The sequence below is a fragment of the Hyphobacterium sp. CCMP332 genome, assembly GCF_014323565.1.
Taxonomy (GTDB): domain Bacteria; phylum Pseudomonadota; class Alphaproteobacteria; order Caulobacterales; family Maricaulaceae; genus Hyphobacterium.
In genome coordinates this window covers 437,148-450,993 of the sequence record NZ_CP058669.1, presented here as the reverse complement: position 1 = coordinate 450,993, position 13,846 = coordinate 437,148, and the positions used below count along the sequence as shown (strand labels likewise).

11 protein-coding genes and 1 pseudogene are annotated in these 13,846 nt (G+C 61.2%); all 12 read right to left on the bottom strand.

Annotation, left to right across the window (positions count from 1 at the left end; genetic code table 11):
* Positions 1–5 precede the first annotated feature (5 nt).
* The 12 genes and pseudogenes from HXX25_RS02275 to mraY all read right to left on the bottom strand — a co-directional run bounded on the left by HXX25_RS02275 (position 6) and on the right by mraY (position 13,842).
* Positions 6–842: an outer membrane protein assembly factor BamD gene (locus HXX25_RS02275; RefSeq protein WP_187166913.1), complete on the bottom strand. Its 837-nt coding sequence runs from the start codon at positions 840–842 to the stop codon at positions 6–8.
* Positions 843–932: 90 nt separating this feature from the next.
* Entirely contained in the window at positions 933–1,832 is a 900-nt protein-coding gene (gene lpxC / locus HXX25_RS02270; protein WP_187166912.1) for a UDP-3-O-acyl-N-acetylglucosamine deacetylase, read from the bottom strand.
* A 143-nt stretch (positions 1,833–1,975) separates the two neighbouring features.
* Positions 1,976–3,551 (bottom strand): annotated as a pseudogene (gene ftsZ, locus HXX25_RS14235) (cell division protein FtsZ).
* 107 nt (positions 3,552–3,658) lie between these two features.
* Positions 3,659–4,972, bottom strand: coding sequence for a cell division protein FtsA (gene ftsA, locus HXX25_RS02260; protein WP_233346829.1), 1,314 nt, complete (start codon positions 4,970–4,972; stop codon positions 3,659–3,661).
* On the bottom strand, positions 4,969–5,883 hold the full coding sequence (locus HXX25_RS02255) for a cell division protein FtsQ/DivIB (RefSeq protein ID WP_187166911.1): 915 nt from the start codon (positions 5,881–5,883) through the stop codon (positions 4,969–4,971). The genes ftsA and HXX25_RS02255 overlap by 4 nt, the downstream gene beginning before the upstream one ends.
* Positions 5,871–6,785 (bottom strand): D-alanine--D-alanine ligase, encoded by a 915-nt coding sequence (locus tag HXX25_RS02250; protein ID WP_187166910.1) that lies wholly within the window; start codon positions 6,783–6,785, stop codon positions 5,871–5,873. The genes HXX25_RS02255 and HXX25_RS02250 overlap by 13 nt, the downstream gene beginning before the upstream one ends.
* Positions 6,782–7,708 (bottom strand): UDP-N-acetylmuramate dehydrogenase, encoded by a 927-nt coding sequence (gene murB, locus HXX25_RS02245; RefSeq protein WP_187166909.1) that lies wholly within the window; start codon positions 7,706–7,708, stop codon positions 6,782–6,784. The genes HXX25_RS02250 and murB overlap by 4 nt, the downstream gene beginning before the upstream one ends.
* Positions 7,705–9,108, bottom strand: coding sequence for a UDP-N-acetylmuramate--L-alanine ligase (gene murC, locus HXX25_RS02240; RefSeq protein WP_187166908.1), 1,404 nt, complete (start codon positions 9,106–9,108; stop codon positions 7,705–7,707). Before murC ends, murB begins: the two co-directional genes overlap by 4 nt.
* 4 nt (positions 9,109–9,112) lie before the next feature.
* The gene (murG, locus tag HXX25_RS02235; RefSeq protein ID WP_187166907.1) at positions 9,113–10,204 is read right to left on the bottom strand and encodes an undecaprenyldiphospho-muramoylpentapeptide beta-N-acetylglucosaminyltransferase; all 1,092 of its coding nucleotides are present in this window, start codon (positions 10,202–10,204) and stop codon (positions 9,113–9,115) included.
* Positions 10,201–11,319 carry a putative lipid II flippase FtsW gene (gene ftsW / locus HXX25_RS02230; protein WP_187166906.1) on the bottom strand — a complete coding sequence of 373 codons (1,119 nt, stop codon included), beginning with the start codon at positions 11,317–11,319 and terminating at the stop codon, positions 10,201–10,203. The genes murG and ftsW overlap by 4 nt, the downstream gene beginning before the upstream one ends.
* Before the next feature lie 9 nt (positions 11,320–11,328).
* Complete coding sequence (murD, locus tag HXX25_RS02225; protein WP_187166905.1) at positions 11,329–12,729, bottom strand: UDP-N-acetylmuramoyl-L-alanine--D-glutamate ligase; 1,401 nt, start codon at positions 12,727–12,729, stop codon at positions 11,329–11,331.
* Between the two features lie 6 nt (positions 12,730–12,735).
* Positions 12,736–13,842: a phospho-N-acetylmuramoyl-pentapeptide-transferase gene (mraY, locus tag HXX25_RS02220; RefSeq protein WP_187166904.1), complete on the bottom strand. Its 1,107-nt coding sequence runs from the start codon at positions 13,840–13,842 to the stop codon at positions 12,736–12,738.
* Positions 13,843–13,846 lie beyond the last annotated feature (4 nt).

Below are 13,846 nucleotides of genomic sequence, written 5' to 3'. Positions count from 1 at the left end.
ACGCCCTAGCCGAACAGCCGGTCCATGGCCCGTTGCCAATAGGACGGGTTTTCCGGCTGCAAATCGGGATTCGGAATGGCAATGCCTTCCTCGGTCAGCAGGCGATAAGTATCTTCATACCAGTCGGTGCCCGGGAAGTTGTGCCCGAGGACGGCCGCCACCTGAGTGGCTTCTTCATCAATGCCGAGTGCCACGTAAGACTCGACAATCCGGTGCAGGGCTTCGGGGGTGTGTGTCGTGGTCTCGAAATTCTCGAGAACATTCCGGAAGCGGTTGATGGCCGCCAGGTGGAAACCGCGGCGCAGATACCAGCGGCCAATCGCCATCTCCTTGCCCGCCAGATGGTCGCGGGTCATGTCGATTTTCAGGCGGGCATCCTGTGCATAGCGGGATTCCGGATAACGACGGACCACCTGCTGAAGCGCATTCAAAGCGCTCACTGTCGATTGCTGGTCGCGGCCGACATCAATGATCTGCTCGTAATGACTGATGGCGACGAGATAATAGGCATAAGGCGCACTGCGATTGCCGGGGTGAAGCGCAATAAAGCGCTCCGCATCGGAGATCGCCTCTTCGTAATTGCCGGCCTGATAGTTGGCATAAGCTGCCATCAGCATGGCGCGACGCGCCCACTCCGAATAGGGGTGCTGCCGCTCGACTTCGTCGAACTGATCTGCTGCATCGGACCAGCGCCGGTCGTCCAGCCGCTCGACGGCCGCGGCGTAAATCGCCTCTACTTCGCGTTCGACATAGACACTCGATTCTGAAATCCGGCGAGACTGACAGGCCGTCAGGGTCGCGGCTGCCATTACTAAAATCAGGGAACGCGTCAGAAAGGTCATAATTACTCCGCGCAAGGCCGACAGACCCGGCAGGGTCACTCAATTCGATGTGTGTTGTAGCGCAAGCGAAGCGGCGTTGAAAGCGCTGGTTCAGCCTTCCAGTGAGGCGACCTCAAGCCGGGCATCCACATCCGCGTAGGAGACCATTTTCCAAGCCGACCTGTCTGCCAGAAGCGCCCGTACAGCCGCAACATTCAGAGCATGACCCGGCTGATGTGCGAAGTAACGCCCGAAGATCGGCGCCCCGGCCAGCGACAGGTCACCCAGCGCGTCCAGCGCCTTGTGACGGGCAAACTCGTCAGCAAACCGCAGGCCTTCCGGGTTTGCGATCCCGGAATCATCAATCACGACCGCATTATCCATCGAGCCGCCGAGCGCGAGACCGGCAGCATGCATCGCCTCGACATCCTTGCGGAAGCCGAAGGTGCGCGCAGAGGCGACATCGTCTGCAAAAATCCGGTCGGAGACATCAAACGCATAACGCTGGCGGCCCACGGTCGGGTGCGGGAATGAAATCTCGACATCGATCGCAGGCTTGATGGAGGGCAGGAAGGTTGCGGTGCGTCCCTGCATCTCGATCGAAATCGGCTTCAGGATACGGATGACGCGCAAGGGCGCAGCTGTTTCCTTCAGGCCCGCCTGACGGATGAGCTCGACAAAGGGTGCGGCCGATCCGTCCATGGCGGGCGTTTCCGGACCATCGATCTCGACAATCGCATCATCAACGCCCAGACCCGCGAAAGCCGACATCAGATGTTCAACCGTTGCTACACTGGCGCCGGCCTCGTTCGCGATGGTCGTGCCGAGGCGAACGGTCGAAACATTGTCTACGTGCGCGGCAATACGGTTATCGCCCGTCAGATCGGAGCGGATGAAATGGATGCCAGTGCCCGGAGCGGCCGGCTTCAACACCATGCGCACGCGCTTACCGGAGTGGAGGCCAATCCCTGCACACACCGATACGGCTGCCAATGTCTTCCGGTTACTCACACTCAACACCCTTCGAAACACAAATCAGACCAACGAGGTCAGGCGCAAATAGCGCAGATTTCTTCAAGGGTTGTCCTAGAGGCCGGAGTTGACGGCTGCAATTAAAGCATTGTTGCAGTTTGTTACGCGCCTGGAACGCCCGGTCAGTTGGCCTGACGGCGCAGAAATGCCGGGATTTCCAGATCTGTGTCTTCTCCGTCTTCGCCGAAGAGATCTCCCGTCGCCGGACGAGGGTTGCGTGGCCGGGCCACGTCGTCATCGGATTGGCGAGGCGGCGTCTTTGGCAATGGCGCCATGGGGCGCTTGCGGCGGCCGAAAAGGGAGAAGGCTGACTTGCGCTCTTCTGCCGGTTCCTCGATCAGGTCTTCGCGCGCTTCAACGCGCTGTTCCTGGCGCGGCTTGGCTTCCGGGCGGAAACGTTCAGCCTCGGCAGCCACACGCTCCTGATCGCGAATAACCTGCGGGCGCGTATCCTGATCCATATACGGATCGGACTCGATCTCCGCGGCCACCGGATCTGCATATTGCTGTATTTCCGGCTCGCGCTTTTCTGCTTGCGGCGCGGGGCGGTATTCTGCCTTTTCCTCGTGCAGACGGCGCACAAGCGGGCCCTGGCGTTCGTTGCTGGCGGTGGCCGCCTTGCCGGGCCGCTCGCCTACGCCATCACGCTTCCATGGCAGAATGCCGGCGTGTGGATCCACGGCTGGCGCGGCATTTGACCGGGGCTGGGCGCGGCGCGGATCGACCGCCACCTGCTGCTCGGCATCAATGCCCGTCGCAACGACGGACACGCGGATAGTGCCGTCCAGTGCTTCATCGAAGGTCGAACCGACAATGATATTGGCATCGGGATCGACCTGATTGCGGATTTCGTTTGCCGCTTCATCGACCTCGTAAAGGGTCATGTCATAGCCGCCGGTGATGTTGATCAGAACGCCCTGGCACCCTTCAGGCTGATCTCGTCGAGCAGCGGATTGGCAATGGCCTTCTTGCTTGCAATTCGCGCGATCCTCGCCGAGGCTTCGCCGGTGCCCATCATCGCGCTTGCCCATCTCGTCCATGACCGCGCGACGTCGGCGAAGTCGAGGTTGATCAGGCCGGGGCGACCATGAGATCGGTGATGCCGCGGACACCGGAATGGAGAACATCATCCGCCATCTGGAAGGCTTCGGCAAAGGTGGTTTTTTCAGTCGCAATGCGGAACAGGTTCTGGTTCGGGATGACGATCAGCGTGTCGACATGCTCCTGAAGCTGTTCAATGCCCGCATCTGCAATGCGCATACGGCGAGAGCCTTCAAACTGGAACGGCTTCGTGACAACGCCAACGGTCAGAATGCCCTGTTCGCGCGCGGCGCGGGCTATGACCGGCGCTGCTCCGGTCCCGGTGCCGCCGCCCATACCGGCCGTGATGAAGACCATATGGGCACCGGCCAGGTGCTCCATGATCTCAGCCAGTGAATCTTCGGCCGATTGCTCGCCGATTTCCGGCCGAGCCCCTGCGCCCAGGCCTTCGGTAATCGCCGCGCCCATCTGGACACGCCGCTCGGTTTTCGATCGGGCCAGCGCTTGTGCGTCGGTGTTCGCAACGGCGAAGTCGACCCCTTCAAGCTGGGATTCAATCATGTTGTTGACGGCGTTGCCACCGGCGCCGCCCACTCCGAATACGAGGATGCGGGGGCGAAGTTCGGTAGTTTCTGGAACAGATATATTCAGGGCCATGGCCGCTCCGTATACGAAGCCTAAAGGTTAACGCAGGATTCGACGACAATTTCGTCCTGCAGCGATTAATTGCGGGTTAAATCCACAAGATTCTTTGTGGGTTTTCTCTAAAAGCTTTCAGCCAGCCACCGCCAGACCGTTTCCCGCTGCGGTTGAGCGCGCTTTGCACCCCTGCTGCTGCGTGCGGCATTCAGCTTCGGCGGGCCGGAAATCGCTTCCGCCGCGCCGCGGGTTTCGCGCAGAATAATGCCTGCGACCACCGAGAAGCCGGGGCCACTGACCGCATCCCCGAGACCCGATACGCTGTGCGGCTGCGCCAGATGCGCCGGGCGGCCGAAGACGCGGGAAGCAATTTCCCTGGCCCCCGGAAGCTGGGCGGCGGCACCGGTCAGCACAACGCGATGGTTCTGATCCAGGCGGCCGCTCAGATCGAGCTTGTCGCGCAGCATTTCGAACGTCTCGTCCAGCCGCGGACGAATGATGGAGTTGAGCATGGAGCGCGGAGCCGCATTCATCCGGTCGCCATCGCCGGCCACGGGTGGCACCTCGATCATCTGCCGGTCGTCGCTCGGGCTTTCCAGCGCGGAGCCGTACAGGATCTTGATGCGCTCCGCCGACGACAGTGGCGTTTGGAGCCCGCGCGCGAGATCGCTGGTGACATGGCGACCGCCGACCGGCACGGCCGTCAGGCGGGCAAGACTGCCGGATGCGAACACCGCCGCAGATGTGGTCTCGGCGCCCATATCGATCAGCGTCGCGCCCAGTTCGATCTCGTCATCGGTGAGCGCTGCCAGACCCGCCGCATAGGGCGAGGCGATGACGGCCTTGAGATCGAGATGACAGCCCTCGATACAATTGAGCAGATTGCGCAAGGGGCCTACCGGCGCTGTTACAATGTGCATGTTGACCGCGAGATTGCGACCATACATGCCGCGCGGATCGCTGACTTCGTCCTGACCATCCACAACCCAGGACACCGCGATGGCGTGAAGGATGACTTCGTCCGGGCGCTGAAATTCGGCGATGGCGGCATCCTGTAGCCGGCGCATATCCCGTTCCGTGATCTCGCCACGGGCAATGGCGGATTCCAGCGTGATGCCTTCGCCCCGCGCCCGCGCGGCTGTCAGCGCGACACTGACCTGACTGATCGCCACGCCGGCCATGCGCTCGGCGCGCTGGACCGTCTCGCGAATATTGGCGCGCGCCAGTTCCAGATCGGAAATGACACCGCCCTTCATGCCGCGTGAGGATTGGTGCCCGACGCCGATAATGCGCGGCCGCGCGCCTTCTGCGGTCTGTTCTGTGCGTGAGATGAAACAGACCGTCTTGGATGAACCCAGATCCAGCGCCGCGCAAATGCCCGGCTTGGCTTGACCCGTTGACTTAGTCTTTTCGCCGGAGAGGAAGGACAACAAGCTCACGCCTCGCGCTCCTCCATGCCGGCCGCGCGCGCGCGCTCAGGCCGCGCCCGTAAAATCATTTCGCCGGGCTGGCGCAGATCGATACTCTCGGCGTCCAGTCGCAGAACACCGCGCTCTGCATGCATGGCCGCCAGCAACGCCAACGCTGCACCGACTTCGCTTTCCGGCAGTTTGATATCCAGCCCGTTGACGAGGCGCAAATTCCAGCGGCGGTCACCGACGCGCACCATCGCGGATACCCGGCTCTCGATCTCTTCATGGTGTTCGAGGATCTCGATCAGGAATTCAGCCTCTTCATTGGCACCAAAACCAACGACAAGCGGCAGGTCGGGCCATTCATTGGCATCGGCCTCGCCCAACACCGCGCCGTCGCGGTCAATGACGTGAATGTCGCCGTCGATCTGCCACAGCGCGAATTCAGCGCGCGGCTCGATAATCACGGCAATCCGGTCGGGCCAGAGGCGCACAATGCTGGCTTCTCTGACCCAGGGCAGAGCCTCGACTTCGGCACGGGCGGCGTTCGGGTTGAAATTCAGCATGGGTTGCCCGCGAAAGACCGATATCGTTGTCGCGACTTCTGCGGCCTGTTCGGGTTCGACGCCTGAGACTTCGATGATGTCGATCGCGAGCCCCATCGCTGCCATGCGATTGGCGGCCATGCGCTCTGCCGAGGCGCCCAGATCATCCAGCCCGCCAAAAATGAAAAAGCCGCCGAGAATGAGAAGGATCAATGCAGCGGCGAGGCCTGCAAAGAGGCGTGCGGCATTGGCGGCGCTGTAACGCGCACCGCGAAGCCGGGCTTCCACCCAGTTACGAAAACGCCGCGGCGCGGACGCTGCGGCGGTTTGCTTCCGGGGTGATTTGCGCCGGGTCGGCTTTCGCCGAGCCGGAGCGCGTTTCACCTTGGACATGTCGCATCCTCCGCCATCCACTGAACGAGATCGTCAAATTCGATCCCGCTCCACGCCGCCTGTTCAGGGGCGAGGGAAGTCGGAGTCATGCCCGGTTGGGTGTTAATTTCGAGTAACCATAGCGGCTCTGACGCTGATTCATCGTAGCGAAAATCAGAGCGCGTCAGGCCGCGGCAGCCCATGGCCTGGTGCGCGATCAAAGCGAGGCGTTTGGCCTCGTCCTCGATAGCCTTTGGAATCCTTGCCGGAATCTCGTGGACGGAGCCGCCGGCTGCATATTTCGCCTCATAATCATAGAAACGAGTCTTCGGAATAATTTCTGTGACGGCAAGCGCCTTGTCGCCCAGCACGGCAACGGTCAGTTCGCGTCCCGGAATGAATTTCTCGATCAGGATTTCGCTACCGAGCTCCCATTTTGGGTCCGCCAGCTCTGCCGGCGGACGATTGGTGCCTTCGAGCACGATAAACACACCCACAGACGAGCCTTGCGCATTCGGCTTGGCGACATAGGGCGGGGCCATGGCATGGTCTTTGGCCGCTTCATAGCGATCGACCAGCTTGCCCTCCGGGCATTTCGCACCAAACACTTCCAGCACGGCCTTGGCCCTCTGCTTGTCCATGGCCAGAGCCGAGGCGAGCACGCCGGAATGCGTGTAAGGCTTGCCGTAATGCTCGAGAATGCCCTGGACCTTGCCGTCCTCGCCCCACTCACCATGCAAAGCATTGAAAACCACATCCGGCGCGGCATCGGCCAGTTGTTTGGCCAGTTCACGCGTCGGATCGATCTCGACCACATCCCAACCCTTGCGGCGCAACGCATCGGCGCAAGCTTTGCCGGAGACCAGCGAAACCGGGCGTTCGGCGGACATTCCGCCCAGAAGTACTGCGATGCGTTTGGTCATTTGGCTGTCTCCACGCCAATGCGGCGCACTTCCCAGTGCAAATCAATGCCGGTCGCGGCTTTTATGTCGGTGCGTGCGCCCTCGCCTACAGCTTCCAGATCGGCTGCGCTGGCCGTGCCGTCATTGATCAGGAAATTGGCATGCTGGGTTGAAAAACAGGCCCCGCCGATTTTCCTGCCGCGCCAGCCGGTCTGATCAATCAGCTGCCAGGCCTTGCGCTGGTTCAGCGTGCCGGGCGGGTCCGGATTCTTGAAGGTCGAGCCGGAGGTTTTTTCGCGGATCGGCTGGGTCTGCTCGCGGCGCGCCGTGATGTCGTCCATCCGCGCGGTGATGGTGGCCGGATCTTCCGGGACGCCTTCGAAAAGCGCCTCGACAAATATCCAGTCCTCCGGCGCCTCGGAATGGCGATAATCATATCCGAGGTCCTGAACCGGCACGATAAAGCGCCGCCCGGCCCGGTCCAGAGCCACGGCCTCGATCAGCACGTCGCGCGTTTCAGTGCCGTAACAACCGGCATTCATCCGGATCGCGCCGCCAATCGCGCCGGGAACACCGGTGAAAAATTCCATGCCGGCAATGCCGGATTTTGCCGCGACCTGGGCAACCTTCTTGTCCAGCGCGGCCGCCCCTGCTTTCAGGCGCGTCCCGCTGATTGCCTCGACTTTTCCAAAAGGCGCGGTCAGGCGGACGACCACGCCGGGCACGCCGCCATCGCGGACCAACGTATTGGAGCCCGCGCCCAGAATATGTACCGGAATCTCGTCCGGTGTTTCTGCGAGGAAGCGCGCGAGGTCGGCCTCGTCGGCGGGCAGGAACAGCACTTCCGCCGGGCCGCCAACGCGCAGCCATGTCATGTCGGCCAGCGGTGCATTCTCCAGATACTTGCCGCGAACGGCCGGGAGTTTTCTGACGAGATCGCTCACCCCAGCGCCTTCAATTCATCCGGCAGGGCATAAGCCCAGGCCGTAATGTCGCCGGCCCCGAGGCAGATAATGACATCGCCCGCTTCAGCACGTTCTGCGACCGCAGCCGCAACGGTTTCACGCGTGATGGTATGGGCATCGCGATGGCCATGCGCCTTCAACCCCTCCACCAGATGTTCGGCGCTGGCCCCGTCAATCGGGGTTTCACCGGCCTCATAGACCGGCGCGATCAGGACCGAATCGGCATCGTTGAAACAGGTGCAGAAATCATCAAACAGATCGTGCAGGCGCGTATATCGGTGCGGCTGGGCAATCGCGATCACCTTGCCCTTGCTGGCCTGACGTGCAGCTTTCAGAACGGCGGCAATCTCGACCGGGTGATGGCCGTAATCATCGATGATATCCGCGCCTTTCCACTCACCGGTTTTGGTGAAGCGGCGCTTCACACCGCCAAAGGCCTTCAGGGCGGATTTTGCGGTGGCTTCCGTCGCACCGAGTTCGCGCGCGACCGCAATCGCGGAGAGGGTGTTGAGCACGTTGTGCTCGCCCATCATCGGCAGGAAAACGCCGTCCCAGCGCTCGGAATGGCCGTTGTCACGGAAGACAACATCGAAGGTCGAACCCGCCGGCGTCATCTCCAGATTTTCCGCGCGCACATCGGCCTGCGGATTGAACCCGTAAGTGATCAAGCGGCGGTCGGTGACTTTCGAGGCGAGGCTCTGCACGTCCGGATGGTCGGTGCAAAGTACTGCAAAGCCATAGAATGGCAGACCCTCGACAAAGCGGTAGAAGGCATCGTGGAGTTTCTCGACGCTGCCATAATGCTCCATGTGTTCGGGGTCGATATTGGTGACAATACCGATAGTCGCGCGCAGTTTCAGGAAAGAACCATCGCTCTCATCCGCCTCGACCGCCATCCAGTCGCCAGCACCCATTTTGGCGTTCGAGCCATAGGCGGAAATAATGCCGCCATTAATCACAGTCGGGTCCAGTTCAGCCGCATCCATAAGCGCCGCGACCAGCGATGTGGTTGTTGTCTTGCCGTGGGTCCCCGCCACAGCCACAGAATATTTCAGGCGCATCAGCTCGGCGAGCATTTCCGCGCGCCGCACAACCGGAATCTTCTTTTCGCGGGCCGCCACCAATTCCGGATTGTCCGGCTTGATGGCGGTCGACACGACAAGCGCGCCGGCGCCTTTCACATTCTCTGCGGCATGTCCGATCCGGATGTCCGCACCCTTGTCGCGCAGACGGGCGACATTCGGGTTTTCCCTGATGTCCGAGCCCTGCACCGAATAACCGAGATTGAGCATAACCTCGGCAATGCCACTCATGCCGATGCCGCCAATGCCGACAAAATGGATAGGGCCAACGCGAACGGGCAGGCTTCTGTGAGGCATGCGGTCAGTGTCCTTGTTCAAGCGAGATCAGCGCGTCTGCAAACAGCGCCGCGGCAGACGGTCGCCCCAGAGACGCCGATTTCGCGGCCCGGTCGGTCAGCTCCGCATGGTTGGAAAGCCGGACGTCGAGCAGGGCGGTCAGGGCTTCGGTGTTGAATTCGGTTTCGGGGATGGAATCGGCGGCACCTGCCTCGACGAGACCTTCGGCATTCGCCGTCTGGTGGTCGTCGGCGGCTATGGCGAGCGGTACGAAAATGGCGGGACGGCCCACACAGGCGATCTCGGACACGCTGGAGGCACCGGCCCGCGCGATCACCAGATGCGCGGCGGCCAGACGAACCGCAACATCGCCGAAGAAGGGCGCGCAGTCCGCCTTGATGCCGGCGTGTTGGTAGATGTCCTGAGCCATTGCGAGCGATTCCTCGCGGGTTTGTTGGGCGACTTCAAGGCGGGATTTGAGCCTTTCCGGGAGTTCTGCGATCGCCTCCGGCACCGTCTCGGATAAAATCCGGGCACCCAAACTGCCGCCGAGCACGAAAATCCGGATCGGTCCGGTTTCGCCGGGAAACGGCTTTTCCCGTGCCGCAATGAATTCGGTTCGCACCGGATTGCCGGTGATCAGCCGCTTGGCCGTTTCGGGCGCTCGGTCCAGACGCTCGAAGCCGGAGGCGATAAAGCCCGCGCCCTTGGCAAAGACGCGATTGACGCGGCCGAGGACGGCATTCTGTTCGTGAATGGCAAAGGGCAGGTTTTTCTGCCGCGCCGCCATCAGCGCCGGAAAGGCCGGATAGCCGCCAAACCCGGCGACCACGTCCGGCTTCCAGGTCTTGATGATATTGCGGCAGGACATCAGTCCGGCCAGCAATTCAATCCATGCCCTGACCAGCTTGACCGGGTTTTTCGTGACCGGGCTGGCCGCGCGAATCTGATCCACCGAGACGGCGGGAAATCCGTCCGTGTGTTTCATTCCGCGCGCATCGGTGACCAGCCGCACTTCCCAGCCGCGCGCAACCAGTTCCTGCGCGGCGGCGCGCGCCGGAAACATATGCCCGCCCGTGCCGCCTGCCGCGATCAATGCCCGTTTTGGTGTTGTCATGCGCGCAGATACGCGCCGGGACGGCGCCGGGTCAATGCCAGCATCAGTCCGGCGCCCATTGCCAGCGCCAGCATGGAGGAGCCGCCATAGGAGATAAAGGGCAGGGTCATGCCCTTGGGCGGAATAATATCCAGATTGACCCCGATATTGATGACCGCTTGCAAGCCGAACTGAAGCGCCAGTCCGGTGACGGCCAGTTGGGCAAAATGATCGGTCAGCTTGAGCGCATTCATCCAGGCGCGTGCAACCAGAATGGAAAACAGCCCGATAATGGCCAGCGAGGCCATCAGGCCGAATTCCTCGGCGGCCACCGCAAAGATGAAATCGGAATGCGAATCCGGCAGCGAACGCTTGATGATCCCCTCGCCCGGTCCGACGCCCATCAGGCCCCCGCGCGAAATTGCGGCGATGGCGGTTTCGGTCTGATAGCGGTCCCCGGAATCCGGATTGAGGAAACTCTCCACGCGGGTCGCGACATAGGGCAGGAACATCCAGGCTGAAATCACGCCGGCCGTCGCCGTCGTGGCCAGTCCGGCCATCCAGCGCCAGTTGAGGCCCGACACAAAGAAAACGCCGCCAAAACAAAGCGTGATGAGGATGGACTGACCGAAGTCGGGCTGCATCATCAACAGGATCACGCTGGACAGATAGAGACCGAAAGCAATCACCCGGCCCGGAATAGGCGCGCCATTTCGGGTTTCGGCAAACAGCCAGGCCGACATCACGATCAGGGACGGCTTGAGGAATTCTGACGGCTGTAGCGAGAAGCCGGCGACCCTTAACCAGCGGGATGCGCCGCCCACTTCGTGTCCCATCAGAACGGTCGCCACGATCAGGGCGAGTGATCCGACCAGCGTCAGCGCGCACAGGCGGCGAATATTACGTCGGGACAGCGACGAAACCGCCAACAGCACGATCAGGCTGAGCGCCGCAAAAAAGCTGTGACGATAGAGAAAGTGAAACGGGTCGGAGAAATTTTCGCGGACGGCCGCCGCGGGACTGGCCGCCAGCGACAGGATCAGCCCCACACTGATCAGGGCGAGCACCACGAATAGAAGCGTCCGGTCAATCGACTTCCACCAATCCCCGAAATGCCGTGCCTCGATCGCAACCATGTCTGCCCCTTACGGTTTTCCGATCCGGGATTGCACCAGCATCCGGAAAACGTCTCCGCGATGCTCAAAATCCCTGAATTGATCAAAACTCGCGCAAGCAGGTGAAAGAAGAATGACCGGCGCTGCCCGTCCGCTGGAACCGGCATCTCGCGCGGCGAGGTCGATGGCGTTTTCCAGCGTCCCGGCCATTTCACACGGCACAGCCGAGGCCAGCGTTGCCGCAAATTCGCCGGCTGCTTCTCCAATCAGATAGGCCTTGGTGATACGGGGGAAGTATTCAGCCAGAGAGCCGATACCGCCTTCCTTTTTGCGGCCTCCGGCAATCCAGTAGATATTGTCAAAACTGGCCAGAGCCTTGGCCGCCGCATCTGCATTGGTGGCCTTGGAATCGTTGAAGAAACGAATGTGTTTCAGCGCGCCGACAAATTCGAGACGATGCGCCAGACCGGGGAAGCTCCGGATCGCCGGGGCCATCTGATCGGCGCTCAGTCCGATATGGAGCAGAGCTGCATAGGCGGCTGCGATATTCTGCGCATTATGACGTCCGGGAAGCGCGGGAGCCGACGCCAGATCGAGGACTTCATGGCAGGTATTGCCCGTTGCATCGAAGAGTTTGCCGCCGATGGCATATACGCCCCGGCCCAGAGAATGACCGGACGAAATGGCCGTGATCTGCTGAGCGCCGCCGGATTTCAAGCGGCTCATAACCCCGGCGGAATGATCGTCGTCGATACCGATGACTGCGAGATCGTCTGCGGACTGGTTCGCGAATATCCGGAACTTGGCGGCTTTGTAGCCCGCCATATCGCCGTGGCGCTCGATATGGTCTTCGGTCAGATTCAGCCAGATGGCGACATCGCAGTGAAGCGATTGCACCAGGTCGAGCTGGTAGGACGATAATTCCAGCACATAGACGGTGTGGGCGCGCGGTGGTTCAAGTCCGAGAACGGCATCGCCAATATTGCCGCCGACGCGGACATCACGGCCCGCCTTCTTCAGGATATGGCCGATCAATGCGGTCGTCGTCGACTTGCCATTGGTTCCGGTAATACCGATGATTTTCGGACGGCGATCCACAGGCAGGGTCTGCATGGCCCGAGCGAATAATTCCATATCGCCAATGACGGGCACATCATGTTCTGCGGCTTTTTTCACGAAGCGATGCGGCTCAGGATGGGTGAGCGGAACGCCGGGCGACAAAACCAGCGCTTTCACGTCCATCCAGTCGGCGCGATCCAGATCGGTCAGTTCCAGCCCGGCGGCCTTGGCGCGTGTGCGCGTCTCCGCATTATCGTCCCACGCCAGAACCCTGGCGCCGCCTGCTGTCAGGGCGCGGGCCGCGGTTATCCCGGTTCGACCCAGCCCCAAGACGGTGACAAGCTGGTCTTCATATCCGGGAACCGGGATCATATGAGCCTAGCGCAATTTCAGGGTAGACAGGCCGATCAGGGCCAGAATGACCGCGATAATCCAGAAACGGACAACGATGGTCGGCTCCTGCCAGCCCATTTTTTCGAAATGGTGGTGGATTGGCGCCATCTTGAAGACGCGCTTGCCAAAGAGTTTGAAACTGGTGACCTGCACCATCACCGACACCATTTCGAGCACAAACAGACCGCCGATTATGGCGAGCACGATTTCGTGCTTCACCGCGATGGCGATCGTTCCCAGCGCACCGCCCAGTGATAGCGAACCGGTATCGCCCATGAACACCATTGCCGGGGGCGCATTATACCAGAGAAAGCCCAGAGACGCGCCCAGCAGCGCGCCGCAGAAGACGGCCAGTTCACCGGTCCCGGGCGTGAAATTGAGCTGCAGGTAATCTGCAAAAATGGCGTTGCCAACGATGTAGGCGATGAAGCCGAAACTCGCCGCGGCGATCATCACGGGTACGATAGCGAGGCCATCCAGACCATCCGTCAGATTGACCGCATTGGACGAGCCCGCAATGACGAACATGCCGAATAGCAGGAAAAATGGTCCGAGCGGGATCAGCACATCCTTGAAGAAGGGCAGCGCTACCGAGGTTGCAAATCCGTCCGGGACATCCGGTGCCTCGCCGAGCAGGCTGGTCATCCACCAGACGGCCACACCGCCAATCGCAAACTGAAGCACCAGCTTGATCCAGCCGGACAGGCCCGCTGTCGATCGCTGTGTCACCTTGCGGTAGTCATCAATAAAGCCGATGGCACCAAACCCGATGGTGACGAACAGCACGACCCACAGATACTGGTTGGTCAAATCGCCCCAGAGCAAGGTTCCCACGATGATCCCGACAAGGATCAGAAAACCGCCCATGGTCGGCGTGCCCGCTTTCTCAATGACATGCCGTTCCGGACCGTCATCGCGGATCGGCTGGCCTTCGCGCTGCTTCTTTTTCAACCAGCGAATAAAGGGAGCCCCGCCAAAAATGGCTATCACCAGCGCCGTCATCAGCGCGCCGCCGGTGCGGAAAGTAATGTAGTTCAGAAGGTTGAAGATGGCGAAATCTTCAGCGTACGGCAGTAGCAACCATTCCAGCATGGTG